Here is an 18,951-nt window from a genome sequence, read left to right as displayed (position 1 = left end):
TTTATTGATTATTATTTTTTGTATTACTTGAGAAGCTGTAATTATAGGAAAGAGAAACTGTTATTTCGCTCACTCTGTTTTTTACATTACTATTACCACCTCGATTAATAAAAACTGCAGACATATTCAAAGCATGTACTTTTTTGAGGCTTGTATTCGCCCCAATTCTCCAACTATATATAGTGGATTGAATTGTATCATCTAGTCTACTTTGATTCATTGAAAAATTAGATTTCAATTTTACCTTTTTATCCATAATACTTTTTGAAAGTAAAAATGAAGGGCCAATTGTCATCGTGGGTTTCACTTCAGGAGAAGGAATACTTTTGTTAGCATTTACTCCTAATCCCATTCTTACATCATGATTTTTATTTGCCCAACTCCAATTAAATGAGGCATTAAAAAACTGACTGTTATTCCATTGTTGTAAAGAATCTGTTTGCTGATCAGCTGTTTTTTGATAATTCAAATTCAATGAAAAATTTTGAGTTATCACCTTATTATTAGAAATTCTATAATTCAATCCTACATTTGCAGCATCTGTTAATTGAGTATAGTTCAAAGTATCAATTGGAGTATGTGGGTCTAATGCATTAATGTCTTCAAACTGATTTCTAATCACAGTGAATGATCTAAAGTTAGAGTAATTAATAGTACAATTAAAGGTTTTACTTACTTGATAACTTAGATTTAATGCATAATTATAATTGGCCATTTCGCTTAACTTTTCTCCCGAAAGATTGTCTCTTTGTAAACCAAAATTTCCTCCGAATTGTAGTTGACTTTTAAAGAGTGATCCACTTAAATTAGTACTAAATGTTTCGAGATCATTATTTGCATAATAACTACCCAATGTTCTATATTCTGGTCCAATTCGTTCATAATTTAACCCAATATTCCAACCTTTTATGGTATAGCTCAAACTAGAATTGAAAGCTAAATAAGTAGCCGTAGAGGTTCTACTTGGCATTATCCAATTCAAAAAATTACTATTCTTAACTTTTTTAGCCCTACTGTTAGAGGTCAAAATAGACACCCCTAATTCATTATGAATTGAAAGATTTTCAATTATTCTTTGATCAAAGTTCAGTGAAAATGCAACGTTTTCTTCTGGGCTAATTGTATTCCCTAAACTATCATAAGGTATACTATAGTGATCGTCTTCAGCATGAAAAAAAGAAATTCCCAAACTACCTGATACATGTGTATAATTCGTTTGAAAACCCATACCCATTCTCCTCAAAAGTGCCGGATTACCTGTTTCTTGATTACTTTTTGTCTCTTCTCTTAACCTTCCATACATTACCGAAAAATCCCATCGCTCATTTGGGCTTCCATTAATTGCTCCTCCTAAAAAAGTATGTCCACTTAAGGTATATGGAGAAAAGCTTATACTCCCATAACCAATCTGAAATTGCATCCATTTATATGTTGGAGAGAGGGAAAACTGATTAAAAGGTTGAGTATAATTAAACTGTTGATTGGAATAATTAAACGATAAAGGCATAGAAAATCCGTAAAGATCAAAATTGATATTACCACTCAAAATATAACGATAAGGGTCCCTACTTGCTTCTTTATTCCATGCTTGATACATGGTTTGATTAAATGATAATCCACCACTTATCTTAAGGGGATTTTTACTTCCAATTTTATCTAATTGTTGTGCTTTAAAAGAAAATGTATTTTGTAACATTAGTAGAAATAGTATGTAAGTTAATTTTTTGAATCGTTTCATTGTACATCATTAAGCTGTCTTATCACTCAAATATTAAGAGTTCTACTCTTCTATTTTTTGCTTTATTTTCTTCATTATCGTTATCTACTAAGGGTTGTTTATCTGACATTGCAGAAGTTTGAATCCTCATCTTTTCGACCCCATTTGACCATAGATAATCCCGTATTTTTTTTGCTCTTTCCCAAGCCACTTTAGCCTTGACTTTTTCAGTTCCTAAATCATCACTATGTCCTACAATTTTCAGTTGTAATTTTGGGTTTTGTAATAATAATTTAACGGTAAAATCAAGTTGCATCTGAGAATTTTTTGTAAGTCTAGTCTCATTAAATTTATATTGTAATATATATTTAATAGGTTCACTTTCTTTTTCATCAGGCACTTCATCTAGAGGAGTTTGTTCTAATGAATTTTCAGACGAAGTGAAAGCTCTATACTTCCGATTTCCTTTAGCAGAGTTTGTAGCGGTAGACTTATAATATATTTCCTTTTTTCTTCTTCTTTGAATAATTTCCTTCTTTAATTTCAAACCCACTTGAAAAGTAGATTGTGGCAGTGGAGTATCTGAAGTTGAGAAAAAATTATAAAAGCCGAGTTCATATTTGTCTTGTTCTAATGAAAAACCTAATCCTATATTCCCTTGTGATTGATAGGTGAACCCTGCCTTTAGATACCCTGACGTAATAGGATCCGTTGGGTTTTCATTATAAAAATGGAATGCTCCCCAAAGCGTCGATTGAAGACTATGATCTTGATGATTGAAAACATAAATGATTTGTGGTTCAATGGATAATTGAGTTGTGAGCCAAAAAGTCACTTCTGTAGAAATACTCATCCCAATAGGTAAATAATCAATTGAAGAATAAGAAGATCCTTTTGGTTTGTTTAAGTGATATAAATTCAAACCAATTTTATGTTTCCCTCGACTGTATCTATCTAAACTTGACCACAATAAGCTCCCATTGATACTTGTATAAGTATTTTTATAATCCAGTTCAGTTTCATTAATTTGTCCATCTGGCACAAAACCATAAATTGGATCCCACAAACTTCCCGTTGTTAATCCAGATGCAGTCATATTGATTGAAGAACAAGCCACACCTATCCCCATTGATAGATCATGATTTTTATGTATTCTTACTGTATAAGCCCAACTACCTCCAATTTCATTTCTATTCGTTCCAATTAGGTTATCTGTGGATTCATTTAAATAATAAAGTTGGAAGCCTCCTTGTTGATACTTTTTAGCTTTATTAATCCAAGGTAAACCCAAAACCAAAGAGTTGCTTTGAATAGAAATGGACTCAGCTATTTTTTTATTTTCATGAAAAACTGAAATGTAAGCTTCAGTATTAATTCCAGCTTCAGCAGCCGAAATAGTTGGATACACAAATTGTAAAAGAGGAGAAGTTTGAACTGTTTGTCCTTGTGAGGTTATTGCTGACAATAAAAATAGTATGATCAAATATCTCATTATTTATCGAATTAAATTGATGACACCATAATTATTCCCCTTGTAAACTACAGCACTTCCATCTGTAAATTCTCCATCCATTTCCCAATAATACGTTCCATTTGGTAAGAAATTCCCTGCTACCTTACCATCCCACCCTATTTCTAGAATTTGTACTTTATTGGTAGATTGGTATACTGTATTCCCAACTTTATCTTTAATAATAAATGAGAGTAATTCTATACCTTTCCCATATACCTTGAAATGATCATTATTCCCATCATTATTTGGGGTAAAAAGATTGGGTACAAAAACTTCATTTCCCACATGAACAGTAACAGAAGCTTTTGATGAACATCCTAGCTCAGAAATACCTTCTACAGTATAAGTAGTTGTAACTTTTGGTGATACAGTTGGCTTTCCAATATTTGTTTGATCAATATGATAATCAGGGCTCCAGAAATAATATTTTGCCCCATTTGCTTCAAGAGTTGCTTCTCCATTATAACCAATAGCTAAATCTTCGGAAATACTCAACTTTGGTGGAGGATTTACATTGATTCTAACAGTATCATAATATGTCAAACAATCTTCTAGAGATACTTTTAAAATATAATCTTGAGATTCAAAAGGTATGACAAAAGGATGTTCTTCGTGATTTTCTTCATTTAAAAACCATGTTATTGAATAATCTCCACTTCCTCCATCAATTATAGGATACCCTCCTAATTCGACCCCTTCACCAAGGCAAATTTCTTTATCTGTTCCGGCATTTACCCCATAAAACTCATTGACATAAACCGTAACACTATCATAAGTACTTTGACATTGATTTTGATCAGATACTTGTAAATAATAAGTCGTTGTTACTATAGGGCTAGCAATTGGATTTGCAATAAAAGCATTACTAAGATTGGTTTCTGGAGACCACCTATACGTAAAATTCTCAAAATTTTCAGATCCTAAAACTACATTTCCAGAAGTACAAATTGTTGTGTTTTCACCGGCATCGGCTATTGGGTTTTCATTTACAGAAATTTGAATTGTATCCATCGTAAAACAACCTTCATAAGATTCTAAAAAGAGGTATATATATTGATTCTCAGAAGTTGATAAAGTAAGTTCAGTTGGATTTTCAACTTTTATTTCATCCTCACCTTTATACCATAGTATTGACTTAAACTCATCATTTATTTGTAGCGTTAATTCCTCTTCTGGACATACAAAATATTCTTGTTCTAATTGGCTTTCTGGTAATTCATTTGGTAAAATGACAACCGAGTCTTCCCAAAAACAACCATTTTCATTATATCTTTTGCAGTAAACTTTCTCGGTTGTTTCAAAGTAGCCTCTAAAAATATAACCTTCTTCAATATTTGTACTATATTCTCTTTTCCAAATTACACTATCTTCAAAATCTCCTATTTCTAATACAACTTCATTGTTTATGCAATAAAAAAGTGTGTCTTCCAATTCAAATTCAGGTAAATCATTTTTTTGAAAATGAATGGTATCTGTAAAAGTACAAGCATTACTATTCGTCACTGTTACCCAAACTTGTTCATCTTCTTCTATTGAAAAAGTATAGGTGTTCGTCTGATTTTCTATAAGTCCATAAAAGGATGAGAACCACTCAATTTCATTCTTATCTTCTGAAATTGGAATTTGTAAAGTAATATTTTCACCATAACATTCTTGCCGATCTTCCCCAAGAGAAAAAATAGGTAAATCGATTAATTGTATGGTCATTGTATCATAAAGAATACATCCTTCTGAAGTAATGAATTCACCTATAATATTACAACTTTCATCAGGAAAGTAGGGATGATACCATTGATCCAAAACCATAACGGAATCCAAAGAATTAAAATACCAATTTGTTAAATGCCAATCTGGGTCACTTTTAAGTTCAACCCATTCATTTTCACACACTTGCTTATCTTCTAATTGATAATTAGGCATTTGATAGGGATAGATTGTTATTGTATCTTTTCCAATACAAGAGTATAGATTGGTACTTTCTAGGACTATGCTTATCGTATCTTCAAAAAGCAATGTCATCTCATTTTCTTTACTTAATAACTCCCCCCCTAAAGAATACCATTTTGAAGTAGAATTCTGTTGTGGATTCTTTAATAGAATATCACTATTTCTACAAGCTAAAAAATCATTTCCCAAGAAAGGTTTTTCACAGATATAAAAAGAATCTACTTCCGCATATTTTGAATAATTAATTGCTGTACCTTCATTGATAACTGTCCAATAATATTTTCCTCCGACAAGTCCATTTATAATAGCTTTTGAGTTATAAATACCTGTCTTTAACTGACTATCTCGAAAATCATTTTCTTTATTAATAAATAAATAAGATCCTTGTACATCAGAATCATTATCCCAATAAAATGTAACTGAACGCTCATTAATTTCTGTAGTTAGATTAATTGGTTCATTAATATCAATTAAGGAATGGGAAGAATGATTTTCATAAATTAAAGTGTTTGTTCCAAGATAAGTTTCACCAGAGAAAATTAAATCTAAAAAGTTATCATTATTATAATCTATTATGCATAAATCACCACCTGCTATAGGTTCAAAATCAATAGGTGACTTTTCAAAAAATGTATTCTTATTAACCCATAAATTATTGATTCTAATCCCTGATGAATTTACGCCAGATATTAAAATATCACTCCAGTTATCATCGTTGAGATCTTTAACTTCCAACGCCCCTCCTGCAATATTTGGTAAGTTGAGGTCAGTTTCTTGAAAAGTTCCATTATGATTTAGGTATACTTTTGTTTTAGGAGTTCCTGCATTACCAAAGTAAGAATAGATAATATCCAATTGTCCATCATTATTGAAATCTGCCATTCTTGTTTTACACTCAGGGCCAATTGTTATATTGTGACTAACGGATTCCCATTCATAATTTCCTTTATAAATAAATAACTGACTTAAGTATTGAAAAAACTGATTTCTTCCAGTTATTAAGAGGTCAAGGTAACCATCATTATTACCATCAAAAAGTTGAATATCTCCATTTTCAAAAATTGGTAAATTTATCTCATTTGTCACCCAATTGTCATTCTTATAAGAACAAGAAAGTGCTTTTGTAAAAGAATCTGATATTTTTCCTGATAAGAATAACTCCTCATTTCCTGTTGAATAAATATCACCCCAAAAAACGGTAGCATTTTCTAGTTGAGGTAAATTTTGAGTAGCATCAATCCAAGGATGATTTCCTTTATTTAAATAGACTTTTACTATATCTTCATTTTGAAGCGTTTTCCCATTATAAATGATATCTACATTATTATCATGATTTACATCTGCTAACATAATGGATGATGACAGTAATGCTGATATTCCCGTATTCCAAGTGATCCACCTATCATCTTGACGAATTAGTAATTTAAAAACAGGTAAATTGTTTTCATCTAAACCTGAAATAACAAGGTCACTAAAACCATCATTATTGAAGTCATGAGAAATGAAAGTACTCTGCTTAACATGTGGAAGTTCTGCGAAAAAGGCTTCTTCAAATTGTTGTGCATACAGATTATTATGGAGTAGAATGACTACAAGAGAGTAAAATAGTTTTTTATGAATCATTAGTTGCAATTGTTAGTTTTTGAAAATCTTAATGATTTGAATTGAATCGTTTGTTATTAATTGAAGTAAATACATTCCAGTAGGTAGAAATTGATTTTCATATCTTAATAGAAGTTTTTCTTTATGAAAATATTTTTCTTTCCACATTAATTGGCTATTCCCAATGCTGATTAATTGAATTTCAAAATCTCTTTTTTCATTCAACTCTAATTCAATATTAATACTATTTTGTATCGGATTTGGAAAAGCATTAAAATATAAAATATCAGTATCAGTATCAGTTAGTTCTAACTCCTTCTTTCCAGGACTTGAGCTAATTGTAAACCTTCCATTATTCAATGACTCTACTTCAATTGTTTTTTCTTTGACTGCAAAACAATTTCCTAAATAAGAAGTCAATATAATTCTATGTTCACCTTCTTCTTGAAAGCGTATTTCTTGTTGATGTTTTGAGCTATCAATTACATTTACTTTAGGTAATATTTCCCATATGATTTCATCTGGAATTGGCCATGATAAATCAATAATATGAAAAGTTTCTACACCAAATTCAGGAGAAGATTCTATAACAAAATTAGCTTCTAATAGATCTTCTCTTTCAATAATTTCAAACGTTTTTTCCGTGTGGCATCCAAGTCCATTATAAACGGATAATTTATAATTTCCTGCTCTATTTAACCTTACTAACTGTTGATCAGATATAAATCCAAAATCACTAGACCATTCTACTTTTTCCCAATTATCACCAGCATCTAATGCTAACTCCGTACCAGTACATAATTGAATTTGATCCTCTAGATGATGTACATTTAATATAAGTTCATCTGGATCATCTATTACAATTGTTTTTGAAATAGAACATTCATTTTCATCCTCTATCAATACAAAATATTCTCCTTTTGTTAAGTTTGCTCTAATTGTAGAAGAAGAATTATCATCCCATGTAACTCGATATGGTGGATTCCCTCCTAAAACCTTTATTTTAATCAATCCATCTGTACCATTTACACAAGTCGGAGAAGTTTTTTCTTGTATTTCTACCTCTAAAGATGATGGACTTTCAAGTGAAAATGTTTTCTGTAATGAACAGCCATATTCTTTATCTGTAATTGTGACCGTATAATTTCCCTCTTGTAATCCAGAAATTAAACTAACATTTTCAAGTGAATGATTATCCCATTCAAAAGTATATTCACCTGACCCGCCTTTTACATCTTCAATTTGAATTAATCCATTTTGTATTTCAGAACAAGTTGGGTTTTGTAAGCGAAATGAGACTATTTCTAAAGGGTCCGGATCGCTAAGTTGGATACCATAAATTGAAGCAAAACAATTATTTTTATCTATGATATTGAAATCATATTTCCCTTCAGGTAAACTTTCAATTTTATAAAAGTGATTTGATAATTTTTTGACATTAGACTCTTCAAAAATATATTCACCACTCCCGCCCGAGATATTTAAAATAATAGCTCCATCATCACTTCCAACACATGAAGGAGAAATGATGCTGTCTACTTCAATATTCATTTGTGAATTCCCATCAACTTCTATATCCTCGAAGACAGTATTTAAATAATGATCAGTAATTTTTAAAGAATAAGTTCCTGCACTTACCCCTACTAAAGTATTTCCTCTTTGGTTATTATTCCATTCTAAGAGGTAAGGTGGTGTTCCACCCTTAATTTCTACAGTTATTGATGCATCATTTGCTCCACTACAAGTTTCTCTAGAATGTTCTATTATATTCACCACAATAGGATCCGGCTGATTATCAATGCTTATTATAGTATCTTTTAAACATCCCTCTTGATCAATGATTTGTAAATGATAATCACCTACTCCAATATTCATTAAAGTATCTGAAAATATATTTCTATTGCCCCAATTGTAAAAATAAGGTTTACTTCCTCCCTCTACTTCTATGATAATTTGAGCATCTTCTTTACCAAAATATGTAGGTTCTTGCCGTATACTATTTTTGACATGAATTTCTGAAGGCCCAACCAGATTAAATGATTTCTCAATAAAACATGATAGATTATTTTCTTCAGAAACAATAAATTTGTATTCACCATCTGGTACATTTTGTAAGATAGAATCAGTACTTATAACTTCTCCTAAATCATTAGACCATTGATAAGAATACTGACTTGATTTACCTCCTTCAATGAAAACTGTTATACTACCATCTGTCGAATTGTAACAAGTTGGTTCTTTTAAAAGAGTATTGGAGATAGTTAGTTGTTCTGAGGAATTTACAGTAAAAGTTTTTGTAATTGAATAACCATAAATATCAATGATTTCAACGCTATAATCACCTGCATATATTTCTTCGAAAGATTCATTAGTTGATAATAATTCTCTATTACTATCCATCCATAAAATACTCTGTATTTGTGAAGAATTTCTATTGATCAGTTGTAATTCTACTCTTCCATCATTACTATTCTCACAGGAAGTATTTTGAATGTTCAACAAAAAAGCAATTGTATTTTCAATAGCATTTTGAGTTGTAATATGTTGAACATCTTTATCACATAATTGAGAAAACTCTTCATAGAAATAATCTAATTTATATTCTCCCTCTTTTAGTTTTTCAAAGTACGTTGAAACTGAATTTACAGAAAGTGTATCACTAATCAACTTCATCGAATCTCCTTCAATTTTTGATAATTGTAAGGCTCCTTTAATATTTTCCACCTCTACGAAAAGAGTGTAATCTTCATTTGCACTTTTTGTGAAAAAAATCTCATTTATTTTTAAAGGTGGTTCAATATTTATCTCTTTTTGAATATATGAATTTACCCATTGGCAATCTTCACTTTCTTTATAGAAAAGAGTATAAATACCCTTACTAAGGTTACCCCACTTTAATTCTTTTAAATCTTGAGAATTATCAATTAGAAGTATTTCAGAAATAATTCCTGCTTCTGACATCCATTTAAATTGAGTCCCTTCTTCATTTCCTATTGAAAAGAAAGATAATGTACCATTGATTATATTTTCACATGTAAGATGTTGTTTTCTTACTAAATGAGGTTGAGGTAAAATCACATTTTCCTTCTCAGGTATATAATAAATTCCAAAGTATCCTTTCTCATCATTTCCTTTTACTATTGCATCATCATATCTAGTTTGAACTTCACAATTCAATATATCCTTCACATAGATTTTATAAGAACGATTACCCTTTAAATTATCCAATGTGTAAATTTCTTCAGATGTCAATTTCTCTATAATTTTATCAGAAAAATTCCCGTTTAAATCTTCTTCAAAAACTTGGATAGTATAAGGAGTATGTCCTCCTCTTATTCCTATTTTTAATTGGGCTGTTGAAGTACCAAAACATAAAGGTTCATTTATACTTGTAGCAACGGATAAAGGGGCAGGTTCACCTATTTTCACTTGTCCATTCGGAGATAATGTACCTAAAGTAATATATCCTAATTTACCTCTATATTTATCAATATAAAGTGAATCAATAACGCTATACTGAGAACATTCTTGGTTTTTCACACTTAACTGATAAGAGCCCGCTGATAAATTTTTAATAATTAATACACTATCATTTGCTACCTTATTATATTCTTCAATGAGTAGGTTATTCTTCAAAATTTGAAGATCAAAAAAATCATTTGTTCCTCCTTGAAAGTTGTATAATGTAAGTCCTCCATCTGAATAATTTTCAAATCCATTCTCATCACTATAACAACTAGTACTATCAGAAATTACATGACATGAAAAACTAGGATAATCAGATAGGTAATATCCAAATGATGTAGGGCTTGAAATATCAATTATAGCATTTACTTGAGCTACTTTTTCATCATTAAAAGAGATGACATTAAAATAATTTTCTGGATCAGTAAAAGAAGATTTATAATCTTGTGTCTGGTCTTGAACCAAATTACATGGGCAATCATAGTTATCCTTTAATTGGAATTCTTTAAATCCTTCACTTTGATTATACTCTTTAAGCTTAGAAGATAATACTGCTTGATTCCCAAATTGTAATGTATAATCAAAAGTTTCATTTTGTCTAATCCCACCCTGAATATCAACTTGAAGCTGACCATCATTTCCATCAATACAACTTGGTCGAATAGGAGATAAAAACGTTATTTCTAATGGATCAGGTGCTAATAGTATCGTGTCAGCAAAAGCATTATTTCCTTGATTGTCTATCACATTTAACTTTAATATCCCTTGAGGTAAGTTCGAGATACTATCAAATGTAGATTTAAAAGAAGAAGTGTTTGTCAATATCTGTAATGTATCCTTACCTAGGTTATTTTCAATTGCTAATCTATAGAAAGATTTTGCATCTTTTGTCATTGGAATACCTCCTTTGATTTCAATATAAACTTTCCCTGTTTTTGATTTTGTACCAAAAGCACATTGAACATGAAGGTCCTGTAAATCTGACTGAGTTTGATAATTCTTTAGACCTACTATTTCTACTTTTATAGGTTCAGGTTCTTTAAGTTGAATGACATTACTAATTACAATATCTCCTTTTATCACTGCATTATCGAAAATTAATAAGCTATCTCTATGATATTCATCTTCAATCGATTGATCATAATACTTATCCTTGACAAGGACTTGGTAATAACCTGCTTCAAGGGTATTAAAAAATATAGATTCTCCTTCTAGAAAGTTGATATTACTATCTAATAAGCTATACTCCTTTTTATTTTCACTGTAAAATAAATAACTCTTATATTGATCAATTCCACCTATGCACTGGAGAGTGATTTGACCATCTTTACCTCCACTTTTCGAGATATCATAAATTATAGATTCACCATATTTAATACTTGATTTAAATTGTGTAATCATCAATGAATCTGGTGCTAATAATTCTAAGGTATCATATCCTAAAAGAATTGAAGAACAAGAATAACTATCTTGAATTGTTTCAATGAAAAACTTATTTGCAGATAAACTATCAAAAATTATCTCATTATTGTGATCTGAAATGCCCAAATCAACCTGTCCATTGAGTTTGCTTGAAAAAGGTGGAACACCTCCTATGATCGATGTTTTTAGTTTACCATCTTTTCCATTAAATCTTGATACATGGAAAGAATTATTTTTATCATCTACATAAGTAGAGATAATTTCGTTTGTTACTTCTATTGGATCAGGTTCATTCACCTCAACAATGCTTGCTTCATAATAACCAAATAGATCATCTTCAAGGTGTAACTTATAGACTGTATCTTCCATTAAATAAATAGAATATCTACCACTCTTAAGAATTGTACCTTCTGAAACCCAATGAAAATCTTCTCCTACCTTTTTAAAATCATCAATTGATATTGGGTACTCTCCAACTTCTGAAATAGCTAAATAAGGTGTTTGATAATTAAATATTGAATCGTTAATTATTTTAAGATCTACCCCTGTTTCATCGTTGTTACAAATTAATTGAAACTGATCTTGAGAACTTTTACCATTTAGGAAAGAAACATTATCAACTTTAGTTTTGTGTGAAGCATATTTATAGGGACCGCAAATATCAAAATTTCCTTTATGCTCTGATGCTATTGAATCGTTAATGTATGATTTTATTATATTTTCTTTGATGGAATCTGTAAGAAGAATTTGATCAAAAGTAATGATGAAATACTCTTCATGTTCTTTAAATCTTGTAAAAGTTTGAGGCTTGGAAATAGAGCTGTTTATAGTTGATAAATCAATATATATGGAATCTAGAAATATCCAATCTCCATCACTTTCCTGACATACGAAACTTTGATAATAATTGGAATAACTATGATCTCCACTGATTGTAAAGTTGAATCTTGTCAACTCATTAAATCCTCCTGCATAATAAGGTACAGCGATGTAATCAACATCTTTAAAAGAAAGAGGTTTTGCTTCAATTAAACTCATTACATCAGTATGTAAAGTATCAAAGATTTCTATGGTTTTACTTGAATCAAATTCGGTAATTTTAAGATCATATGTAAGTAGAGAATCTAGATAATTTCCAACCAATACATTTTCAAATAAAAGGCTATCAAATTCATTATTAAATATCCAAACTGTGTCTTTGAAGGATTCATTTAGTAAAATAAATCTTGTATAGCTTGATGTTTTTTGAGTAGGCTTTATAATCTGACTAAACTCCTTTGATATTGTAGAGTCTCCACCAAATGAGAGATGTTCAGTGATGTATTTTTTTTGTGCTTCTTTGAAATATACTGAAGTACGATTGTTCTTAATTTCAATTTCTTTTTCTAGATAAAAATGAACATCTGGAACTGATAATCCTTTTTTTGTTTTAATTATTTTTCGTAGTAAATAATGTCCAGGAATAAGTTGATTAAAATCTCCATTTATATTAGATTGAGTCAAAATTGAATCTTTGTATAATTCAAAATACTCATCATAATAATGTATGGAATCAATAGCATGAAAATTATTGGTTACTCTTATACTTCCTAAAGGGTTTTGTTGATCAAGATCATTTTTGACAAATGAAAAAGTAGGTTTAATTGGTGGAATACTTTTCAAATTCAAAATAATTGAATCACTACAGTAATACATATTTTTAGAGTACTCTAAAGTATCTAAGGTAAAAAGGTCTAAATTACTTCCATCATTTGGCCATTGAAAGGAGGCAATGTTGAAAGTTGAGGGTGTATAGATGGGATTAACACCCTGGAATCCACCACCTTCTATATAAGGCTTTACTATTATGTCTGTTCCATAAAATGCAGATGCTTTTTCTGTAATAGTAAAGTAAGGTTTATTAATCGTTTTGTTATTTATTTTCAAATTATCTCTATAAAGAGTACTATCAAATTCAAAAAGTAAAGGATCGCCACATTTATTAGTTGAATTTAAATTATGCTGAACAATTTGAAGAAAGTTTTCAATTGAATTATTTTCTGCAATACTATTTACTCTTTCAATAATCTGAAAATAAAACTTATATTTTTTAATAGATGAGTTTTCCTTCAAAGATAAGGTAAGATGATCCGTTGAACTTCTTAACAAGACAGCATTTTCTGTTTGGTAATTAATATCAAAATTTTCACCATTAAATTGAATGACTGCATTCTCTACTGCATTTACTTTGTATGTATTATAAAGTGAATCATAATGATACCAACTACCTGCACTATCATAATATATAATCACATTAAATTGATCATTAGTTTTATATTGACCAATAGTATTATTTAATGAGAATCTAGATATTTCACCAAGACAAATATCTATATCATTTGCTTGATCAGATAATGTAAACCCTTTTTCAGATTCCATGTTTACCTCTGTGGAAAGTAAATTAGGGTATACATAAAAATATTCCCATTTAGTTTGTAATTCACCTCTTGTAACTCTTATTCTAATTTGTTTTTGGATTAATGCAGTATCTGTAGAAATAATCTTCAATGATGAAAAACCTCCTTGTAGGCAATATTCTTCAACATTAATAAAATCAATCTCTGTTGTATCTTCAAGTCCTAATTCGAATAAAGGTATTCTTGATTGAACCTGCCATTTATATTCCTCATTTTCTAAAAATGAATTAGATAAAATTGCAGGAGCAATAAATGTTTTATCCCCACAGAGATAACCACTAAATTCTTGTCCATAGCCATATTGGGCTATTAAAAAATACACAAATAGCAATAATTGCTTTAATCTGTTCATTTGAGATAGTATGAATCGTTAGTTTCCAGTTTGTGAATACCAGAAATTTGCAGAATCGTTAATAGCAGAATTTATGGCATCAATAGTTTTGCGTTCGCAATTTTACAAATATTTTATTAATTCAAAAAAAATTGTAAAATATTTTCAAATTAAATAGCTATGAATACAAATTTATAAAATTTCAATTATTGCATTATTTGAATCTTTTAATATTTGTATTATAAAAATCATAACCAGCAGTAAGTGTCTCTTCTTTATTATTAATTGTATACCAATTACTTAAATTTAGATCCTCCTTGTTTTTAATAACATGTATCGATTGTGCAGGCATAAAACCTTGTGCTAAGAGAAATATTTTATCGCCATTTTCATTTTGTGCCTCATCAACGATAATGACCGCATGGCCTGGACTCCCTGCTGTTACGATAACATCCCCTATTTGTATTTCTTCAGATATTTTGACAGTTTCCATTTCACGATTAATAGAAATTGTTCCTGCATACATGTATATTCGGTCTAAATACCTTCTAAAACTTTGATAAGAACTATCGATGTCTGCCGTCTTAATAAATTCAACTTTATTGCCATTTACTTTTGGTCGAATACCATTTTTATAATCATTCCAAGAATAGGCATCTCCACTTGTAAAGTGAAAAATTATTTCATCATATTTCTTTTCCTTCCATAAATATTCTGCTCTAAGACGAATAACAGCGTCTGCACATTGCTGTAAATTTCTTTTCCCAACATCATAATTAATGATAGCAAGATGATCTTCTTGATTGTAAATTTGCTCTCCTCGATAATCTAAAACAGGACTTCCTTTGGGTAGAAGTTCTAAGTTTCTAAGAAAATATCCAAAACTGTTTTGGGACAATGAAGTCCTGGTATAACCTTGTGGAACAGAAATTCTATTATTAATTGTTTCCTGTGCAAAAAGAGATGACGATATGATAAAAATAATTAGTATTAATCTGACTTTCATGATATTAGGATGTTATTTCTTTAATTTGATAGTTATTGAAATACATTTATTATTCCAATCTTAACTACTTATTGAAGGTTTAGTTTTTTTTAAGAGGTCTACAATCCAATTACTATTCATTTCAAATGATCTGTTTTAGCACAAAAAAAGCCTGAGAATTTCTTCCCAGGCTTTTTGTTTGATTTGTATAATCCCTTACTTCATTTCTTTTTGTGTAGAAGTAGTGTAAGGTGCGATAGCGAAATGGAATTTATATGGTTTCGCTTGGATTAGATATTTCTCTAATGGAATACCCACTGGACTCCAAGTATCGTTGCCACCAAGACCCATTTGTTTGTGATCAATATTCACTGTCAATACATCTTGTTGCACTAATTCATTAGTATGTTTTGCCTTCTCAATATTTTCATCTGAATAAGGGTAAACACTGAATTCAAAACGTTGGTCACTGTTGAAAGAGATACCTTCGTTTTTTGCATTATATAAGTTTGCAAAACGTGTTTCAGTTCTGTTAGCATATGCTTGAGGCATAGCATACGGTTGAGCGAATTCGTCTAGGCTTAAGGTATATAAACCGACCATTGCCCCAGTATTTCTATCAATGTAGTTTTCTTCAGGACCTTTACCATACCAGTTGATATTCGTAAAATCTGAAGGTACTTGCATTTGTACACCTACTTTCGGCATGTTTGGTAATGATTGCTTTGGAAGGAATGCACAAGTCACCTCTACTGTTCCATTTGAAGCTAATGTGTAAGTTGTATTCCACTCTGCTTTTCCTTCAGGTAAAATATAATTTACTAGGATTTGTGTGTTACCATTTTCAGTATTTACAGCTACATTATTTACCTTCAATGTCTTTTGAGCATTTTTCCAGTACGCTAAAGTTTTGAATGTTTTATAAGCTCTATTATCGTTATCAGTAGCTGGTCTCCAGAAGTTTGGTGTAATACCACCTACTAGAATTTCCTCACCTTTGTACGAAATTGTTTCAATGTTTTTGTCCTCTCCTAATTGGATTGAGAAACCATCTACAGCAAATTCTGATGCATTGATTGTTTTCCATGCTTTAGAAGAAGCTGATAATTGCACTTGGTAGAATCCGCCTTTAGACAAGTTGAATTGATCTACAGCTACTAAATGTCCTTTTTCAGCATAAGGAGTGGCCTCTTTCAAAGAAGCTTCTACTTGTAAATAGTACTCTTTCGATGTATCAAATGCATTAAACTGAACTGGAATAGCTACAGTTGTTGCTTTGTTTGGTTGAACAGCTTTCACCTCAAAGTTTCCTTTTTCGATGATTGTTCCATTTTCCATTATTTTATAAGAGAAAACATACTTGTCCGTAGAAACAAAGAAATGTCTATTTAGGATTTCTACTTTAAATTTGTTGTCACTCTTTAATTGCATAGCTACAGGTTGGAAGACATGTCTGATTTCATACATATCCGCTTTTGCTTTACCATCTGCAGTAATTACACCGTTCATACAGAAGTTTGATGAATGAATTTCCTCACCGAAATCTCCACCATAAGCAAAATATTTCTCTCCTTTATCATCCGTCATTTCAATACCTTGATCTCTCCAATCCCAGATATAACCTCCTACAAGACGATCTACACGGCGGATTAATGTCCAATAATCATTGAAGTTACCTAAGCTATTCCCCATTGCGTGTGCATATTCAGTAAGAATAATTGGTCTATTCGAATCGTCCTCATGTGCTAATTGTTCTAAATCGTCAACATTTGGATAGAAACGTCCTAACATATCTAAGTATTCTGGATCAGAACCGTTTGAGGTAACGTTATTCTCTCTTCTTTTTTTCTTGAATGCATCCGAATCATAAGCTAAATAATCAGGGTGGTTTGGATCACCTTGACCTGCTTCATAATGTAATAATCTAGTAGGATCATAGTCTCTCGCCCATCCAGCCATCGCCGCATGATTGTAACCTGTTCCAGATTCATTTCCTAATGACCAGAAAATAATTGATGGGTGGTTTTTATCTCTTTCTACCATTCTAACCATACGGTCTAAGAATGCTCCAGCCCAGTAATTATTGTTTGTTAAATCACCTGTTACACCATGTGTTTCAAGGTTAGCTTCATCCATTACATACAAACCATATTCATCACATAAATCGTAAAATAATGGATCATTTGGATAGTGAGAAGTTCTAACTGCATTAAAGTTGAATTTCTTCATTAACTCTAACTCATGACGCATATCTGCTTCCGTTACAACTTTACCTGTTTGATGATGATGATCGTGTCTATTTACACCGTAGATCAAGATAGGTTGACCATTTACTAAGATCTGCCCTTTATTATTTTTCTCTACTGTTCTAAAACCTACTTTTGAAGTTCTAACCTCTACGATTTTACCTTTCGCATCGATTAATTCAATGTATAAGTCATAAAGATTTGGCTCTTCAGCAGACCATTTTTTTACATTTTCAACTGCTGTTTGGATATGTGCAAATGGTAAATCATCACGTTGTGGACGTCTTCTGATGACATATTTCACATCCGTTGACTCATCAAATACAACTTGATCTCCATCTTTTAAGATTGTCTTAATTTTATAGTCTTTCCAGTTTTGTCTTTCATAGTGATTAGTCATTTCAAAATGAATTTGGAATAGACCGTCTTGGTAGTTGTTTTCCAACGAAGCTCTTACAAAGAAATCATTGATTCTATAATCATTTTCTTTGATCAATTTTACTTCTCTATGAATACCTGATAACCTCCAATGATCCTGATCTTCTAGATATGAACCATCAGAATATCTGTAAACTTTTAGTGCAATTGTATTCTTTCCTTTCTGTAAATAATCAGAAATATTGAATTCTGAAGGTAAACGATCATCTTGGCTATAGCCTGCAAATTTACCATTTACATATACTTCAAAAGCAGAAGTCACCGCACCAAAATGAAGGATTACTTCACTCTTATTCCATTTAGAAGGCACTGTAAATTCCTTTTGGTATAATCCCATTTCTTGTTTTTCATGAGGGATAAAAGGAGGTGTTACTTTCTTTGCCCAAGGGTATTCCGTATTGGTATAAATTCTTTTTCCGTACCCTAACATTTCCCAGTTAGAAGGCACTTGAATTTTGTCCCATCTAGCGGCGTCTACATTCGTCATGTCTACCTCTTCAGTAAAACCATGGATGTATTTAAAGTTCCATTGTCCATTAAGAGAAATGACATTGGAAGTATTGTTCTTTTCTGCGTCAGCTAAAGTGCTAAAAGGAGTAGAAGTAGCTCTCCCTTGCAATTTATTGATTTGATAAATAGTTGGGTCTTCCCACTTGTTATGTTGCCCATAACTGATAAATGGAAGTAGTAATAAAACGATTTTTAAAATATGAAAAAGTTTGTTCATTTCCTTTAAACCTTGTACATGATAATTTATGGAGCGTAAAATTACATCTTTATAAATGGGATATGGCCGAAATTCTATTCAAAAAAAGGGGGTATTTCTTCA

At 30.8% G+C, this 18,951-nt stretch carries 6 protein-coding genes; all 6 read right to left on the bottom strand.

Annotated features, from left to right (window positions below; genetic code table 11):
* Position 1 precedes the first annotated feature (1 nt).
* Positions 2-1,696: a TonB-dependent receptor gene (locus ACXAHM_RS12435; RefSeq protein WP_474960767.1), complete on the bottom strand. Its 1,695-nt coding sequence runs from the start codon at positions 1,694-1,696 to the stop codon at positions 2-4.
* A gap of 64 nt (positions 1,697-1,760) precedes the next feature.
* On the bottom strand, positions 1,761-3,209 hold the full coding sequence (locus ACXAHM_RS12430; RefSeq protein WP_474960766.1) for an OmpA family protein: 1,449 nt from the start codon (positions 3,207-3,209) through the stop codon (positions 1,761-1,763).
* 3 nt (positions 3,210-3,212) lie between these two features.
* Entirely contained in the window at positions 3,213-6,800 is a 3,588-nt protein-coding gene (locus ACXAHM_RS12425; protein WP_474960765.1) for an FG-GAP-like repeat-containing protein, read from the bottom strand.
* Between the two features lie 12 nt (positions 6,801-6,812).
* Positions 6,813-14,474 carry a hypothetical protein gene (locus ACXAHM_RS12420; RefSeq protein ID WP_474960764.1) on the bottom strand — a complete coding sequence of 2,554 codons (7,662 nt, stop codon included), beginning with the start codon at positions 14,472-14,474 and terminating at the stop codon, positions 6,813-6,815.
* Positions 14,475-14,667: 193 nt separating this feature from the next.
* The gene (locus ACXAHM_RS12415; protein WP_474960763.1) at positions 14,668-15,459 is read right to left on the bottom strand and encodes a DUF4846 domain-containing protein; all 792 of its coding nucleotides are present in this window, start codon (positions 15,457-15,459) and stop codon (positions 14,668-14,670) included.
* Positions 15,460-15,654: 195 nt separating this feature from the next.
* Positions 15,655-18,849 carry a glycoside hydrolase family 2 TIM barrel-domain containing protein gene (locus ACXAHM_RS12410; protein WP_474960762.1) on the bottom strand — a complete coding sequence of 1,065 codons (3,195 nt, stop codon included), beginning with the start codon at positions 18,847-18,849 and terminating at the stop codon, positions 15,655-15,657.
* Positions 18,850-18,951: the final 102 nt, after the last annotated feature.

The organism is Flammeovirga sp. AWQ4_249, assembly GCF_056161045.1.
This window is presented reverse-complemented; position numbering and strand designations above follow the sequence as displayed.